Source organism: Martinezella sp. CNPSo 3732, from assembly GCF_057784515.1.
In genome coordinates this window covers 67,108-80,158 of the sequence record NZ_JBXSOO010000012.1, presented here as the reverse complement: position 1 = coordinate 80,158, position 13,051 = coordinate 67,108, and the positions used below count along the sequence as shown (strand labels likewise).

17 protein-coding genes are annotated in these 13,051 nt (G+C 60.1%); 6 read left to right on the top strand and 11 right to left on the bottom strand.

The window, feature by feature from the left end; genetic code table 11:
* The first annotated feature begins 197 nt into the window (after positions 1-197).
* The gene (glcF, locus tag AC13RM_RS19560) at positions 198-1,517 is read left to right on the top strand and encodes a glycolate oxidase subunit GlcF (RefSeq protein WP_374820136.1); all 1,320 of its coding nucleotides are present in this window, start codon (positions 198-200) and stop codon (positions 1,515-1,517) included.
* Positions 1,518-1,543: 26 nt separating this feature from the next.
* On the opposite strand, the gene AC13RM_RS19555 is transcribed toward glcF, so the two are convergent.
* The 4 genes from AC13RM_RS19555 to AC13RM_RS19540 all read right to left on the bottom strand — a co-directional run bounded on the left by AC13RM_RS19555 (position 1,544) and on the right by AC13RM_RS19540 (position 4,653).
* Entirely contained in the window at positions 1,544-1,891 is a 348-nt protein-coding gene (locus AC13RM_RS19555; RefSeq protein WP_374820138.1) for a DUF6881 domain-containing protein, read from the bottom strand.
* 75 nt (positions 1,892-1,966) lie between these two features.
* Positions 1,967-2,638: an outer membrane protein gene (locus tag AC13RM_RS19550; protein WP_113232119.1), complete on the bottom strand. Its 672-nt coding sequence runs from the start codon at positions 2,636-2,638 to the stop codon at positions 1,967-1,969.
* A gap of 314 nt (positions 2,639-2,952) precedes the next feature.
* Positions 2,953-3,651, bottom strand: coding sequence for a L,D-transpeptidase (locus AC13RM_RS19545; RefSeq protein WP_374820140.1), 699 nt, complete (start codon positions 3,649-3,651; stop codon positions 2,953-2,955).
* Between the two features lie 219 nt (positions 3,652-3,870).
* Entirely contained in the window at positions 3,871-4,653 is a 783-nt protein-coding gene (locus AC13RM_RS19540; RefSeq protein ID WP_374820142.1) for a L,D-transpeptidase, read from the bottom strand.
* Positions 4,654-4,955: 302 nt separating this feature from the next.
* Here AC13RM_RS19540 and AC13RM_RS19535 point away from each other — a divergent pair, with 302 nt between their 5' ends.
* Together AC13RM_RS19535 and AC13RM_RS19530 are read left to right on the top strand one after the other, a co-directional pair.
* Positions 4,956-5,585, top strand: a complete 630-nt coding sequence (locus AC13RM_RS19535; protein WP_113232116.1) for a DNA-3-methyladenine glycosylase I — start codon at positions 4,956-4,958, stop codon at positions 5,583-5,585.
* Entirely contained in the window at positions 5,564-6,109 is a 546-nt protein-coding gene (locus AC13RM_RS19530; protein WP_374820144.1) for a hypothetical protein, read from the top strand. Before AC13RM_RS19535 ends, AC13RM_RS19530 begins: the two co-directional genes overlap by 22 nt.
* Positions 6,110-6,112: 3 nt before the next feature.
* On the opposite strand, the gene AC13RM_RS19525 is transcribed toward AC13RM_RS19530, so the two are convergent.
* Complete coding sequence (locus AC13RM_RS19525; RefSeq protein WP_113232114.1) at positions 6,113-6,817, bottom strand: HAD family hydrolase; 705 nt, start codon at positions 6,815-6,817, stop codon at positions 6,113-6,115.
* Positions 6,818-7,135: 318 nt separating this feature from the next.
* Here AC13RM_RS19525 and AC13RM_RS19520 point away from each other — a divergent pair, with 318 nt between their 5' ends.
* On the top strand, positions 7,136-8,185 hold the full coding sequence (locus tag AC13RM_RS19520; protein WP_374820146.1) for an aldo/keto reductase: 1,050 nt from the start codon (positions 7,136-7,138) through the stop codon (positions 8,183-8,185).
* 48 nt (positions 8,186-8,233) lie between these two features.
* Here AC13RM_RS19520 and AC13RM_RS19515 read toward each other — a convergent pair whose 3' ends face one another.
* Positions 8,234-9,259, bottom strand: coding sequence for a zinc-dependent alcohol dehydrogenase family protein (locus AC13RM_RS19515; RefSeq protein ID WP_374820147.1), 1,026 nt, complete (start codon positions 9,257-9,259; stop codon positions 8,234-8,236).
* Between the two features lie 110 nt (positions 9,260-9,369).
* On the opposite strand from AC13RM_RS19515, the gene AC13RM_RS19510 reads away from it, so the two are divergent.
* Positions 9,370-10,269: a LysR family transcriptional regulator gene (locus AC13RM_RS19510; RefSeq protein ID WP_285174435.1), complete on the top strand. Its 900-nt coding sequence runs from the start codon at positions 9,370-9,372 to the stop codon at positions 10,267-10,269.
* A gap of 20 nt (positions 10,270-10,289) precedes the next feature.
* Here the strand turns inward: AC13RM_RS19510 and AC13RM_RS19505 are convergent, their stop codons facing one another.
* Entirely contained in the window at positions 10,290-10,586 is a 297-nt protein-coding gene (locus tag AC13RM_RS19505; protein WP_374820148.1) for a YciI family protein, read from the bottom strand.
* Positions 10,587-10,670: 84 nt separating this feature from the next.
* Between AC13RM_RS19505 and AC13RM_RS19500 the strand changes: the two genes are divergently transcribed.
* Positions 10,671-11,555, top strand: a complete 885-nt coding sequence (locus AC13RM_RS19500) for a LysR family transcriptional regulator (RefSeq protein ID WP_374820149.1) — start codon at positions 10,671-10,673, stop codon at positions 11,553-11,555.
* A 39-nt stretch (positions 11,556-11,594) separates the two neighbouring features.
* On the opposite strand, the gene copM is transcribed toward AC13RM_RS19500, so the two are convergent.
* From copM to relB, 4 genes are all read right to left on the bottom strand, one after another.
* Positions 11,595-11,963 carry a CopM family metallochaperone gene (copM, locus tag AC13RM_RS19495; protein WP_285174432.1) on the bottom strand — a complete coding sequence of 123 codons (369 nt, stop codon included), beginning with the start codon at positions 11,961-11,963 and terminating at the stop codon, positions 11,595-11,597.
* A 71-nt stretch (positions 11,964-12,034) separates the two neighbouring features.
* A complete protein-coding gene (locus AC13RM_RS19490; RefSeq protein ID WP_488555433.1) occupies positions 12,035-12,406 on the bottom strand; it encodes a hypothetical protein in 372 nt (123 codons plus the stop codon).
* Between the two features lie 75 nt (positions 12,407-12,481).
* Positions 12,482-12,751, bottom strand: a complete 270-nt coding sequence (locus AC13RM_RS19485; RefSeq protein ID WP_083258161.1) for a type II toxin-antitoxin system RelE family toxin — start codon at positions 12,749-12,751, stop codon at positions 12,482-12,484.
* A complete protein-coding gene (relB, locus tag AC13RM_RS19480) occupies positions 12,735-12,962 on the bottom strand; it encodes a type II toxin-antitoxin system RelB family antitoxin (RefSeq protein WP_069612387.1) in 228 nt (75 codons plus the stop codon). Before relB ends, AC13RM_RS19485 begins: the two co-directional genes overlap by 17 nt.
* Between the last annotated feature and the right edge of the window lie 89 nt (positions 12,963-13,051).

Sequence of the window (13,051 nt, the reverse complement as noted above, 5' to 3'; positions counted from 1 at the left end):
CCTCACCCTAGCCCTCTCCCCGTGGGGGAGAGGGGAAGCTTCAATCCTGAATCGTTTCTTCGTGGCAAGTAGAGGGTCGTGGCGCTGGTTTCCCCTTCTCCCCGTGGGGAGAAGGTGCCCGATAGGGCGGATGAGGGGGCACTGTTCGAGGATGGGAACAACCGTCTTGCGACCGGTAAGAAAGTAGGGAAAGCCTGATGCAAACCAATTTCACGCCCGAACAGCTCGCCGATCCGCATGTGGCCGAATCCGAGGCAATCCTGCGCAAATGCGTGCATTGCGGTTTCTGCACCGCCACCTGCCCGACCTATGTGACGCTCGGCAATGAGCTCGACAGCCCGCGCGGCCGCATTTATCTCATCAAGGATATGCTGGAAAACGGCCGCCCCGCCGATGCAGAAGTGGTGACGCATATCGATCGTTGTCTCTCCTGCCTTGCCTGCACGACGACCTGTCCCTCCGGCGTCGATTATATGCACCTGATCGACCATGCGCGTGTCCATGTCGAAAACACATACAAACGCCCGCTGATGGATCGGCTGACCCGCAATATGCTCGCCGCCGTGTTGCCCTATCCTGGCCGTTTCCGGCTGGCCCTGCGGCTTGCGAACTTTGGGCGGCCGTTCAAGGGGCTGTTGAAGCGTAATCCGGCATTGAAGGCTTTCGCCGCCATGCTCGATCTCGCGCCCCGCAGCATTCCCGCGCCGTCGCCCCTTGCAAAGCCGGGGCTGCATGTAGCGCAGGTCGAGCGACGCGGCCGGGTGGCGATCCTGACGGGCTGCGCCCAGCCGGTGCTCGATCCCGAAATCAACGCAGCCGCCATCCGCCTTTTGACCCGCCTCGGCGTCGAGGTCGTGGTGCCGGAAGGGGAGGTCTGCTGCGGCTCGCTGGTTCATCACATGGGCCGGGAGGAGCAGGCTCTTGCCGCGGCCCGTGCCAATGTCGATGTCTGGATGCGCGAGATCGAGGCCGGAGGGCTGGACGCCATCATCATCACGGCGTCGGGCTGCGGCACGACGATCAAGGATTACGGCCATATGCTGCGCCTCGATCCGGCCTATGCCGACAAGGCGGCAATGGTGTCAGCGCTTGCCAAGGACGTCACCGAATATCTCGCAAGTCTCGATCTTCCCTCGCATATGCCGCGCGGCATCACCGTCGCCTATCATTCCGCCTGTTCCATGCAGCATGGGCAGAAGATCACCATGGCGCCGAAGCTGCTTTTGAAGGCGGCCGGTTTCACGGTGCGCGATCCGGCGGAGGGACATCTCTGTTGCGGCTCGGCCGGCACCTACAACATCATGCAGCCGGAGATTTCGGCCGAGCTGAAGGCACGCAAGGTCCGGAATATCGAGGCAACGAGGGCAGATATCATCGCCACGGGCAATATCGGCTGCATCACGCATATCGCGACGGGAACGGGCATTCCCATCCTGCATACGGTAGAGCTGCTGGACTGGGCCTACGGCGGTGATATGCCGGAGAAACTGAAGGGCCTGCAGCCGGCGGCGGCCTAGAGCGATCTGAAAAAGGCTCGGCAGTCCTAATGCAGCCTGTCCGGCGCGGGCAGGCGGTGTGCCTGCCATTCAACCTCGAATTTGTCGGCCGCAATGCGCGTCATGCTGATGCGCTCCTGGCCCTCTTCGAAGAAGATCCCGTCGACCAGTCCTGCGATACCGTCGTAAAAAGAGCCTTCCACCAGGCTGGTCAGGTGCTGGATATCGCGGCCGCGCAGGGAGATATCGGCAACAGACATGCAATGTCGGCGGCCATCGGCAAACACATCGATGAGCCGCGGAACATCGCCGGCAATATCGACCTCGTAATAAACCATGACTGGCTCCTCGCTTTCCGGATGGATCCAGTCACATCGGTAGTAGAAAAAGCTCATGGCTGAAACATAGCACAAGATCCCCCAAGTCTGAACCGGTTTGAGGGGTCGATTGCGACTTCAGCGTGAATGACGTCAGAAGTTGAACGAGACGCCGAAGTCGAGAGCGTGGGTGAAAACCCTGGTCTTCAGCGTGTCGCCGCTATCGATCGAGACGTTGTTCACGAAGTTGTAGTTGCCCTTGTATTCGACAAAGGTCGACCAGTGCTTGGCGAATTGATAGCTGACGCCCGCCTGCGCCTGCAGCGAAGCACCGCCGAACTGGTAGTCGAAGGTCGTACCGGAAGCGCGGGTGACTTCGACGTGCGGCACGTTGATACCGGCGCCGAGGCCGACATAGGGCGTCCAGTTGCGGCTAGGGTCCTGGAAGCGGTAGAGCGCGTTCAGCGTCAGCATGTTCAGGCCGTCTGTGAACTCGAAATGCGACCAGCCGGGCGTATTGCCGAGATCGCCATAGACCTTCGCATGGGTATAATCGAGCGACACGCCCCAGTTCGGCTTGTCGAACTCGTCAAGCCACCAGATGCCGCGGAAGCCGAAATAGGGCGGCATCTTGAAGGATTTGCCGGACCAGTTAGGGTCGAAATCAGCGCCGTCCGACGTGGTCACATTGCTGCCTGTCGCGCCCTGTATGCCGCCGTAAGCTGAAAATTGCATCTCTGCCGAGGCAGAGCTTGCGGCAAATATGAATGCGGAAGTCGCAAGCGCGGCGAATGCCGGCTGCTTGATGCGAAATGCACGATGCATATGAAATCCCCGGATGCCAAAGTGCCGCTATCTAAACGCGCTTCCATGACACTTCTATTGCAGTCATGGATAGGCAAGCACGGCTTAGGCGGGAAAACTGACGGCAAACTGAAGGCAGTGGGCCGCTTTTCGGCGATGCGGCACGATAAGTGCCGAGTTGTAACACTGGCGCAACAGCGTCCTTACTCCAGCCTGCAGGCAATAAGCTGTTGCAAGTGATGCGAGCGCTCCGATCTCGCATAAATGGTCATGCCATCGTTCGGAGCGCCCGTTATACCGCTGCCTGATTCGGGTAAGACAGAGAGGCGGCTTTTTCAGCCGCCGAACAGGGTCCTCAGCACATCGACGCCGCGATCTTGATAGCTGACCTCGCCCTGCTTATTGCCGGGGCCAACGACGATGACCTTGGTGCCCACAGGAACGCGGTCGTAGAGATCGATCACGTCCTTGTTCATCATGCGGATGCAGCCGGAGGACATGTTGAGGCCGATGCTCCATGGCTGGTTGGTGCCGTGGATGCGGAAGGCGGTGTCGTTGCCGTTGCGATAGAGATACATGGCGCGCGCGCCGAGCGGATTGTCCTCGCCGCCTTCCTGATAGGCCGGCAGCTTGTGGCCCTTCTTGCCTTCGCGCACGATCATTTCCGGCGGCGGCGTCCAGCCGGGCCATTCCGCCTTGCGGCCGACCTTGACGACGCCGGACCAGCCGAAACCATCGCGACCGACGCCGATGCCATAGCGTCTTGCGCGGTTATTGCCTTCGACGAGGTAGAGATACTTGTTGTTGGTGTCGACGATAACGGTGCCCGGCTCCTCGTTCGTCGCCAGCCGCACCATGCGCCGCTGGAACTGCGGCTTCACCTGGCCCTGCGGCTCCATCGCGACGCGGATCACATCGCCGCGCGTGGCTGGCGTCGCATAGGGTGCTGAGGCGGTAAAGGCCGCTGCGTTCGATGCTGTAAGAAGACACGCCGCGACGACACCTGCCGTCACGATCGACAATGCTGCTTTCATAATTGGCATTCCCCTCGTTGAATCCGGTAGGAAATTACCGGAACCAACGAAGGGATCAAGATCAAAATACCCGATAAGGAGAATGGTTTGGAAGAACCAGCCTCTCTTCTATCGCGGATCAGACTATAGTCTGAACTATAGTAGCGGGCCGTCCGGTGCGCCGAATACTGCTCCCTCGATGGGATAGTATCGCCGCACAGGTCCAGCGGTCATTAGAAATTACATGACGGTGACGCGGGTGCCGACCTTCACGCGGTTGTAGAGGTCGATGACATCTTCGTTGCGAAGGCGGATGCAGCCGGACGAGACGGCACTGCCGATCGTCCAGGGGGCGTTGGTGCCATGGATGCGATAGAGGGTGGAGCCCAGATACATGGCGCGGGCGCCGAGCGGATTGCCTTCGCCGCCTTCCATGTGCGCCGGCAGATAGTGGCCCTTGGCGGCTTCGCGCGAGATCATCTCGGCGGGCGGCGTCCAGTCCGGCCATTCCTGCTTGCGGGTCACGGTATGGGCGCCCGCCCATTCGAAGCCGGGCTTGCCGACGCCGACGCCATAGCGCCGTGCCTTGCCGCCATCCATCACCAGATAGAGAAAGCGGTTATTGGTGTCGATGATGATGCTGCCGGGCTTTTCCTTGGTCTGGTAGTCGACGATCTGCGGCAGGAACTGCGGATCGATCTGGCCTCGGACTGCCGGATATTGAGGGTGGGCCATGGCGACCTGCTGCACGGCCGGGCGCGCAAACAGCCCGCGCGGCTGCACGACTTGGCGCACCTGCGGATTGGCCTGCTGCTCCATTCTGGGATCGGCGGCGCGGCGCGCCATCGGGCGGGGATAGACGACCGGCTGCACGTTGCCGCCGCCAAGCTGCATCACCCAGGGGGCCGTCAGATCGGGACTGACGATGACGGGCGGGCGCGACTGATAACGATCGTCGGCAAAGGCGTTGGAAGCAAGGAGGCTCAGAGCGCCCGCGGCAAACAGGACGGCATGTTTCATCATCGGACAAACTCTCTACACATGGGCCGAGGATGGGCGCGAAAGCGCCCGGTCGAAACAATGGTGCCACTTGCACGCGAGCGAATGGTAAACATCTATTCATCAAAATGCCGCGAAGCCGATAAAGCTTTGTCAGGGTTACCGCTTGGTTTGGAAAGATGGTTTGCAAGTGGTAAATCATGAATCGGAATGCGCGGTCGTCGAAGTCAGCCTATGAATTTAAGCATTTGATTGATCTCAATTTATCCGATAGTGGCATACCGGCTCCCGGTAGCGCGTGCTGAAATAGGGGACGAATCGCGAAAATGGCCGAAACGGGCATCATCACCGGCGAAGATGGCAAGGACCGCTGCTTCTGGCACGGCAATCTGCCGGAATATCAGCGCTATCACGACGAGGAATGGGGTCGGCCTGTTGTCAATGACATCAGGCTGTTCGAGAAGATCTGCCTCGAAGGCTTCCAGTCGGGCCTGTCCTGGCTGACGATCCTGCGCAAGCGCGAGAATTTCCGTGCCGCTTTTGCGGGCTTCGATTTCGAGAAAGTCGCCAAGTTTGGCGAAGCCGATATCGAGCGCTGCCTCGCCGATGCCGGCATCATCCGCCATCGCGGCAAAATCGTCTCCACTATCAACAATGCCAATCGCGCCATCGAGCTGCGCGACGAATTCGGTTCGCTCGCCCGCTATTTCTGGAGCCATGAGCCGAGCGTTGCCGAGCGCCCGGAGATCTTCGATCTTGCCCATCTTCGCGCCAATCCGACGACGGCGGCTTCGGTGCGGATTTCGAAGGATCTGAAGAAGCGCGGCTGGACCTTTGTCGGCCCGACCACAGTTTATGCATTCATGCAGGCCATGGGCCTCGTCAACGATCACATCGAGGGCTGCTATTGCCGGAAAGAGGTGGAGGCGATGCGATGCGCATTGGTGCGGCCATGAGAGCTGCGCTTCTCGGTCTTTCGCTGACGATCTTTGCGCTGTTCAGCGCCGCAGCCGCCCATGCGCAAAGTGATACCCAGCAACAACAGTTGCCGCAGCTCGACCGTGGGGAAAAGCTTGAGAAGATCGCTCTGCCGGCCGTTCTCGAGAGGCTGACGGGCTGGACGAAGTTCGGCAAGGGTAAGGTCTACACACTGCCGCTGAAGAAGGGCCAGCATGTACGGATCACCTTTAGCTCGAAGAGCAAATATGCCTATATGGCGATCTTCGATCTCTCGTCGAGCGAGGATGAATCCTTCTTCGGCACGGATGAAGACGGCAACACCGCCGACGTCACCGTCAATGAGGATACGACCTGGCTGATCAAGCCCTATTATTCGCGCGTCACGCGCCGGCGCGGTCTCGGTGCGCCATACGAGATCCTCATCGATCCCAATCCGCCGGCCGCGCAGCAGGCGCCGGCTGATCAGCAGAAGGATCAGGGACCGATGCTGTTTCCGCCGCGTTCGAAGCAGGGACAGTAAGGGTTACTGCAACGTTTCGATTACGCCATGCAGCTCGCCGAGATGACCGATCTTGCGAAAACGCGGCGCTTCGGTCGGCTCCTCGACATGCTCGAACGACCATGTAAGCTCGTGTGGCACGAAGACGCCGTAGCTGCCGGCGGCAAGTGCCGGCACGATGTCCGATTTTAGCGAATTGCCGATCATCATCGCCCGTTCCGGCCCGTCGCCCACCTTGGAGAAGATGCGGCGATAGGTCGACGCGTTCTTGTCCGAGACGATCTCGACCGCATCGAAAAGGTCGCCGAGCCCGGATTGGGCGAGCTTGCGCTCCTGATCGAAAAGATCGCCCTTGGTGATCAGCACCAGCAGATACTTTCCCGACAGCGCTTCCAACGTCTCGCGCACGTGCGGCAGCGTTTCGACGGGATGGGCGAGAAGATCGCGGCCAATATCGAGGATCTGCGCGATGACGGTCGCTGGCACTTCGCCCTCCGTGATCTCTATAGCCGTTTCGATCATCGAGAGGGTGAAACCTTTGATGCCGAAACCGTAATGGCGGAGGTTGCGCTTTTCAGCCTCCAGTAGCCGCGCGGCAATGACATCGCTTGCGGCGTGATCGGCGAGAAGTTCGGTAAATTGCAGCTCCGTCAGCCGGTAGAACTGCTCGTTCTGCCAGAGCGTGTCGTCGGCGTCGAAGCCGATCGTGGTCAAAGGGCGTTGCGTCATCGGTATGTCCGTTCTGCGCATGATATGAAGGCTGGAGTCTAATCCGCGCCCAGCCGGACGCAAGAGCCAGTCGGACGCAAGAGCATGCGTCGGTCACCGCATCGTGATCGGTCCGAGGTCTCGTGTTGAAATCGATTTCCGGTGCATTATGTGCTTGTTGTCTCGATTGCCGCGGAGCCAGAGCCCGGCCTCGACGACCGTCTTATGATCTCCCCAGGGCAGCCCCGACTGCGGCTGTCGTGCCGAGGCCAATTCAGCGAAAAGATAGCGTTCACCGGCGGGAAGAGTCTTCCGGCTGACCACAAGGGAATTTCTCCTATGCGTTACAACCAACTCGGCAATACCGGCCTGTTCGTCTCCGAACTTTGCCTGGGCACGATGACCTTCGGCGAATCCAACCCCAACACTCCCTGGGGCTCGATCGCCGATGTCGACCAGGCGTTGGCGGATAAGATCGTCGAAGGCTCGCTCGCGGCCGGCGTCAATTTCATCGACACCGCCGACGTCTATTCCTTCGGCAATTCCGAAAAGCTGCTCGGTCAGGCCCTGAAGAATCTCGGCGTTCCCCGCAAGGATGTTGTCATCGCCACCAAGGTCTATGGCGTCATGGGCGACAAGCCGAACGATCGCGGCGCCTCGCGCGGCCATATCATGGACTCCGTGCAGGCGAGCCTTGATCGCCTGCAGACCGATCACATCGACCTCTATCAGATCCACGCCACGGATACGGTAACCCCGATCGACGAGACGCTGCGGGCGCTGGACGATCTCGTTTCGCGCGGCCTGGTCCGCTATGTCGGCGTCTCCAACTGGCAGGCTTGGCGTATCGCCAAGGCGCTCGGCATTTCGGAACGCCGCGGCTTTGCTCGCTTCGAGACGGTGCAGGCCTATTATTCCATCGCCGGCCGGGATCTCGAGCGGGAGATCGTGCCGCTAATGTCGGAAGAGAAACTTGGTTTGATGGTCTGGTCGCCGCTGGCCGGCGGCCTGCTCTCGGGCAAGTATGGTCCGGGCGCTCCCGGCAATGGCGAGGGACGGCGTGCGAGCTTCGATTTCCCGCCCGTCGACAAGGACCGCGCCTGGGCCTGCGTCGCCGCCATGCGCGAAGTGGCGGAGAAGCACGGCTCCAGTGTGGCTACTGTGGCGCTCGCCTGGATCCTTGCGAAGCCCTTCGTCACCAGCATCATCATCGGCGCCAAGCGTCTCGACCAGCTCGATCAGAATTTGGCCGCCGTCAAGCTGAAGCTCGATACCGAGGATATGGCCAAGCTCGATGAAGTCAGCGCGCTAGCGCCCGAATATCCCGGCTGGATGCTGACCCGCCAGGGCGCCCAGCGCGTACCGCAGCCCTTCGAGCCGAAGGTTTGATATCATGCAAAGCCGGGCCGCAGCCTTTCGCGGCGGCCCGGCTTTACGTCAGAGCTCGATGACGATCTTGCCGAAGGGGCCGCGATCGAGATGATCGAAGGCGGCAGTTGCCTCGCCGAGTGCATAGCGATGATCGATGACGGGCTTCAGGCCAATGCTGTCGACCGCGTGCACGAAATCTTCGAGCGAGCGGCGGTGGCCGACGCCGATGCCCTGCACGGTGGGGGACTTTAGCAGCAGCGGTGCCACCGGACCGGAGATGTCGAAGCCTTCGAGGACACCGATAATGGAAATCCGGCCATGAGGCGCCACCGCCTTCAGGGACTGGCCGAAGTTCGGTCCGCCGGCAATTTCGATGATATGGTCGATGCCCCGATCGTTGGTGAGACGATAGACTTCCTCCACCCAATCGCTTTTGCTGCGGTCGATGCCGTGATGAGCGCCCAAAGCCTTGGCCCGCTCGAGCTTTTCCCGTCCCGATGAGGTCACGAAGACCTCGGCGCCCTGGGCCGCGGCGATCTGCAGCCCGAACAGTGCCACGCCGCCCGTTCCCTGCACCAGCACGCTGTCACCCGGTTTGACCTTGCCGCGTTCCACCAGCGCAAACCATGCCGTGAGACCGGCACAAGGCAAGGTGCTCGCCTCGGCATAATCGAGGCTCTTCGGTGCCGATACGAACCAGTCCTCCGACATAGCGATATATTCCGAGAGCACGCCGGGATAGAACCCGCCAAGCGTCTTGTAAGGAGGTGTGCGGGCATCGCCGAGCGGCTTGCCGTCGATCCAACCGGGATGAAAGGTCGAAATCACCCGATCACCGGGGGCAAATCTGGTCACATCGTCTCCGACCGCTTCGATCACACCTGCCATATCTGAGGCCGGCACGAAGGGAAATTGGATCGGCAGCCCCATGCCGGTCTCGCGCACGAGCTTGTCGCGATAATTCAGAGAAACGGCCTTGACCCGCACAAGAACCTCGCCGCGCGCGGGCGAGGGAATTGCGGTTTCCGTCAGATTCAAAGGCGCGCCGACGGCAATCTTATCGAGAGTCCAACGCTTTATGGTCTTCGTCATCATGATCTCCTGAGAGGAATTGAAAGCAATGGATAGAGCATATCGTTGCTTTCTGGTCGCCAGTGGCGATATTATTTCCGCTAACTGGTTCCCCAAAGGAAGCAATCGTCATGAATGACATGCTCAACGGCATTCCCGAATTCGTGCAGGCGGTCGAAGCCGGCGGCTTTTCGGCCGCGGCGACGCGCATGAATCTCTCCCGCTCGGCGATCGGCAAGACCATCGCCAAATTGGAGCGGCGCCTGAATGTGCGCCTGTTTCACCGCACCACCCGCATGCAGAGCCTCACCGACGAGGGGCAAGCTTTTTACGAGCGCTGCCGCCGGGCGCTGGACGAGATACAGTCCGGCGAAGCCATGCTGGAATCGGGTAAGCGCGAGGTTACCGGACGTCTGCGCATCTCGATGCCTGTCCTTTTCGGCCGCCGCTGCGCTGCTCCGCTGCTGCTGGAATTGGCGCGTATCCACCCCAAGCTTGAACTCGACCTTTCCTTCAGCGATCGCGTGGTCGATCTCTTCGACGAGGGCTTCGATCTCGCCATTCGCAACGGCGTGTTGCGGGACGAAGCCGGCCTTGCCGCCCGCAAGATCGCCCTTCATCGCATGACGCTATGCGCCTCGCCGGATTATCTCGCTGCCAGAGGTACGCCCCAGACCATTGCCGATCTCGATAGCCACGATCTCGTGATCTATGCGAGATCGGGGGAAGCCAAAAGGTGGACCTTCCTGCAGGGCGACGGTGCAGCCGTCGACTATTTTCCGCAGACGCGGTTGCGTCTTGATGACCTGGAGGTCATCGCGGATGCGGCCGCCGCCGGAATGGGCATTGCGTGGCTGCCCTGCTGGCTGGTGCGGGGCTATGTGCACGCGGGCAAGCTCATGCCGGTGCTCAATGTCTCCAGCCGGCCCGTCAACATCTATGCCGTCTGGCCGCAGGTGCCGCAGCTTTCGCTGAAGATGCGCATGGTCATCGACCTGCTCGCCGCGCGCCTGCCTGACGTCATGGACTGAGCATGTGATGATGCCTCCGGTTAAAGGAGCGCGCCCTCCGCAAATACCTGGTTCCATCTGAAGACCTGCACGGATTTGCGCAGGCCTGCCGCCCAGAATGGATCGTCCTTCACCAGACGATCGACGGTATCGGCGGTCTCCGCTTCGACAAGCCAGAGGCCGCCGGCAAAAGCGTCGCCCTCCCGGCTGAGTGGTCCAGCCGTCCTGATGGAAGCGGCATTCGCCTCCAGGAAGGCGAAGTGGCGCGGCAGATATTCCTTGCGGATCGCGGCGGCGTTTTGTTGATCGTCCTCGAACAGAACTGCGAACAGGGTCATCGTCATCTCCTTGCTGGATATTTCCAGTCTATGACTGCAATAATGCCGACACACGCGGTAAGTTTGCCGTCAGGAGCTGCAAAATTGCACGATGTCGATTGGAACGATTTGCGCCATGTTCTGGCGCTCGCGCGGGGTGGATCCCTTGCCGCTGCCGGCAGGGTGCTCCGGACGGATGCGACGACGGTCGGTCGCCGCCTGCGCATTTTGGAGAAACGCCTCGGCACGACGCTGTTTACGCGCGATGGAGGTGGTGCCCTATTGCCGACGCCAGCGGGCGAGATCGCGGTGGCGAAGGCCGAGACGATCGAGGCCGAAGTCATGGCGCTGTCGAGCGCGTTGGATGCGGCCGATCCCATGACACTCGGCAAGGTACGCCTCACGGCGGCGCCATCCTTCATCAACCGGCTGCTGATCCCCTCGCTGCCCAGTCTGCTGGCGCAACATTCCGGCCTGCAATTGGAACTCATCGGCGATTCCAGAAATCTCAATCTGACCCGACGCGAGGCGGACATGGCACTGCGCCTCGCAAGACCTGCCGATATGACAAACGGCAAAGTCGTCGCCAGGCGGATCGCGACGCTGGACTATGCCGTCTATGTCGCTGCCGGGCAGGAGAGGCACGCGGAAGATTTGCCATGGATCATCTATGAAGAGGCAATGGCGCATCTGCCGCATGCCCGCTGGATTGCCGTACAGGCGGAAAAGTCAGGTCGTTCCAGCCAGCTTGTAGTCAACGATGCCGAGGCTCTGCTGCAGGCCGCGGCTGCAGGATTAGGTCGCGCGCTGCTGCCGAAAATCCTGGCCGAGAATGTGGGAGGTCTTTGCCGCATCGATAGCGGTGACAGCAATCTGCCGGTGCGAGAGATGTGGCTGCTGAAGCATGCCGAGCTTCGTCCGCTCGTGCGCATACGCGCCGTTTCCAGTTGGTTGGATGGGATCTTCCGCCGTCCGCATCCGGAACGGTGAGAGAGGCGGCATGGATACCGCCCCTCATTATGGGGTGAATTACTTGCCGTGCTTCTGCAGCCAGGCTTTCATTTCCTTGATCTCGGCTTCCTGCGCGGTAACAACGGCCTCCGCCAGTTTGCGCAGCTCGGGATCTTTTCCGTATTTCAGCTCGATCTTCGCCATGTCGATCGCGCCCTGATGATGCGGGATCATGCCGCGGACGAAATCCGCATCGGCGTCGCCGCTGTAGTGGATCATCATGTCCTTGTGCATCTTGCCCATGGCATCGTTGAACGCCTTGCTGGAGGCGCTCTGGTCGCCCATCGGCTTGCTCATGTCCATGCCCTTCATGTCGTCGGCAAAGGTGGGAAGGGTGAGGGCAAAAGCAAATACGCTGGCGAGGATCAGCGATCTTGAAGTAGTCATAGGTATTCTCTCCGTTTCAGGACGGTATCAGATTTGAGCGGCAACGCTCGTCGATTGAATGCAGGAGATCGTCAGATGAAACGGGGAGGAGGTGCTGTCGGCTGCGGCAGGGAACCAGCAAGACGCTGTCCGGGCTCCGGCGCCGGATAGGAGAAGGCGTGTTTGCCACCTTCGACCGCAAGGGTCGGCATCAAGGCAATGCAGGCGGCACAGGACGCCACATGCGCCATGCCACCGGCGCAAGGGTTTTGCGGCTTCTTTTGCTGGCGCTCGGCCATGTTGGCATGACCGGCCATGTCAGGCATATCGGTTACGCCATCATGTATGCTCATCGTCGCTGGCATGGACATGGCGGAATCGCAGACAGGACAATTCGCCAGCGCCGGCATGGCACCATAGAGCAACCAGGCAATCAGCATTGTCAGGATCGCAAAGAAACGCATGCAATCAACATAGGATGAAGCGAGTCCGGCGCCAACCCGCCATTTTCCGGTATTGTTCCAAATCCAAAATTACGCCTAACGATAGACGTCGCGACGGTTTCCGATTTCGATAACAAGCACAACCAAGCGGCTATCCTGCAGGTCGCAGATAATTCGGTAATCGCCGACTCGATAACGCCAGTAATTCCCCAACCGCGCACCCTGCAGAGCATCGCCAACCTGACGGGGATCATGCAAAGTGGCGAGACGTTCCTCGAGAAAGCTCCTTATTCTCTTGCGTGTCTCTGGATTGAGTTTTTCGACAAATTTGCGAGCAGATCGCGCATACTCAATCGTCCATGCCACGCCAGAATTCCTCGGAGCTTACGACCTCGTCTTCACCGTTCTTAATCCGCTCCATGGCGCGTTCTGCTAAGTATACGTCTTCCATTTCGTCCAAGTGCGCCTCAACGGCTTGACGAATGTAGAAGGTTGCGGTCCGGCCCGTTCGCGTGGCCAGAGCCTGCAGGCGCTCATAGGTTTCATCTGGCAGACGGATGGCGGTTTGTTTGCTCATCAAGATGCCTTGATAGGAATTGGGATGCGTGTATTCCAAACATACATCTTTCTTGTCCGTCTGTCATCCGGCTTTTCTCGGTTTTGTCG

What these genes read in the sequence shown, in the direction of transcription:
- glcF (WP_374820136.1), top strand. Translation starts at nt 198, where the DNA reads ATGCAAACCAATTTCACGCCCGAACAGCTCGCCGATCCGCATGTGGCC.
- AC13RM_RS19555 (WP_374820138.1), bottom strand. Translation starts at nt 1,891, where the DNA reads ATGAGCTTTTTCTACTACCGATGTGACTGGATCCATCCGGAAAGCGAG.
- AC13RM_RS19550 (WP_113232119.1), bottom strand. Translation starts at nt 2,638, where the DNA reads ATGCATCGTGCATTTCGCATCAAGCAGCCGGCATTCGCCGCGCTTGCG.
- AC13RM_RS19545 (WP_374820140.1), bottom strand. Translation starts at nt 3,651, where the DNA reads ATGAAAGCAGCATTGTCGATCGTGACGGCAGGTGTCGTCGCGGCGTGT.
- AC13RM_RS19540 (WP_374820142.1), bottom strand. Translation starts at nt 4,653, where the DNA reads ATGATGAAACATGCCGTCCTGTTTGCCGCGGGCGCTCTGAGCCTCCTT.
- AC13RM_RS19535 (WP_113232116.1), top strand. Translation starts at nt 4,956, where the DNA reads ATGGCCGAAACGGGCATCATCACCGGCGAAGATGGCAAGGACCGCTGC.
- AC13RM_RS19530 (WP_374820144.1), top strand. Translation starts at nt 5,564, where the DNA reads ATGCGCATTGGTGCGGCCATGAGAGCTGCGCTTCTCGGTCTTTCGCTG.
- AC13RM_RS19525 (WP_113232114.1), bottom strand. Translation starts at nt 6,817, where the DNA reads ATGACGCAACGCCCTTTGACCACGATCGGCTTCGACGCCGACGACACG.
- AC13RM_RS19520 (WP_374820146.1), top strand. Translation starts at nt 7,136, where the DNA reads ATGCGTTACAACCAACTCGGCAATACCGGCCTGTTCGTCTCCGAACTT.
- AC13RM_RS19515 (WP_374820147.1), bottom strand. Translation starts at nt 9,259, where the DNA reads ATGACGAAGACCATAAAGCGTTGGACTCTCGATAAGATTGCCGTCGGC.
- AC13RM_RS19510 (WP_285174435.1), top strand. Translation starts at nt 9,370, where the DNA reads ATGAATGACATGCTCAACGGCATTCCCGAATTCGTGCAGGCGGTCGAA.
- AC13RM_RS19505 (WP_374820148.1), bottom strand. Translation starts at nt 10,586, where the DNA reads ATGACCCTGTTCGCAGTTCTGTTCGAGGACGATCAACAAAACGCCGCC.
- copM (WP_285174432.1), bottom strand. Translation starts at nt 11,963, where the DNA reads ATGACTACTTCAAGATCGCTGATCCTCGCCAGCGTATTTGCTTTTGCC.
- AC13RM_RS19490 (WP_488555433.1), bottom strand. Translation starts at nt 12,406, where the DNA reads ATGCGTTTCTTTGCGATCCTGACAATGCTGATTGCCTGGTTGCTCTAT.
- relB (WP_069612387.1), bottom strand. Translation starts at nt 12,962, where the DNA reads ATGAGCAAACAAACCGCCATCCGTCTGCCAGATGAAACCTATGAGCGC.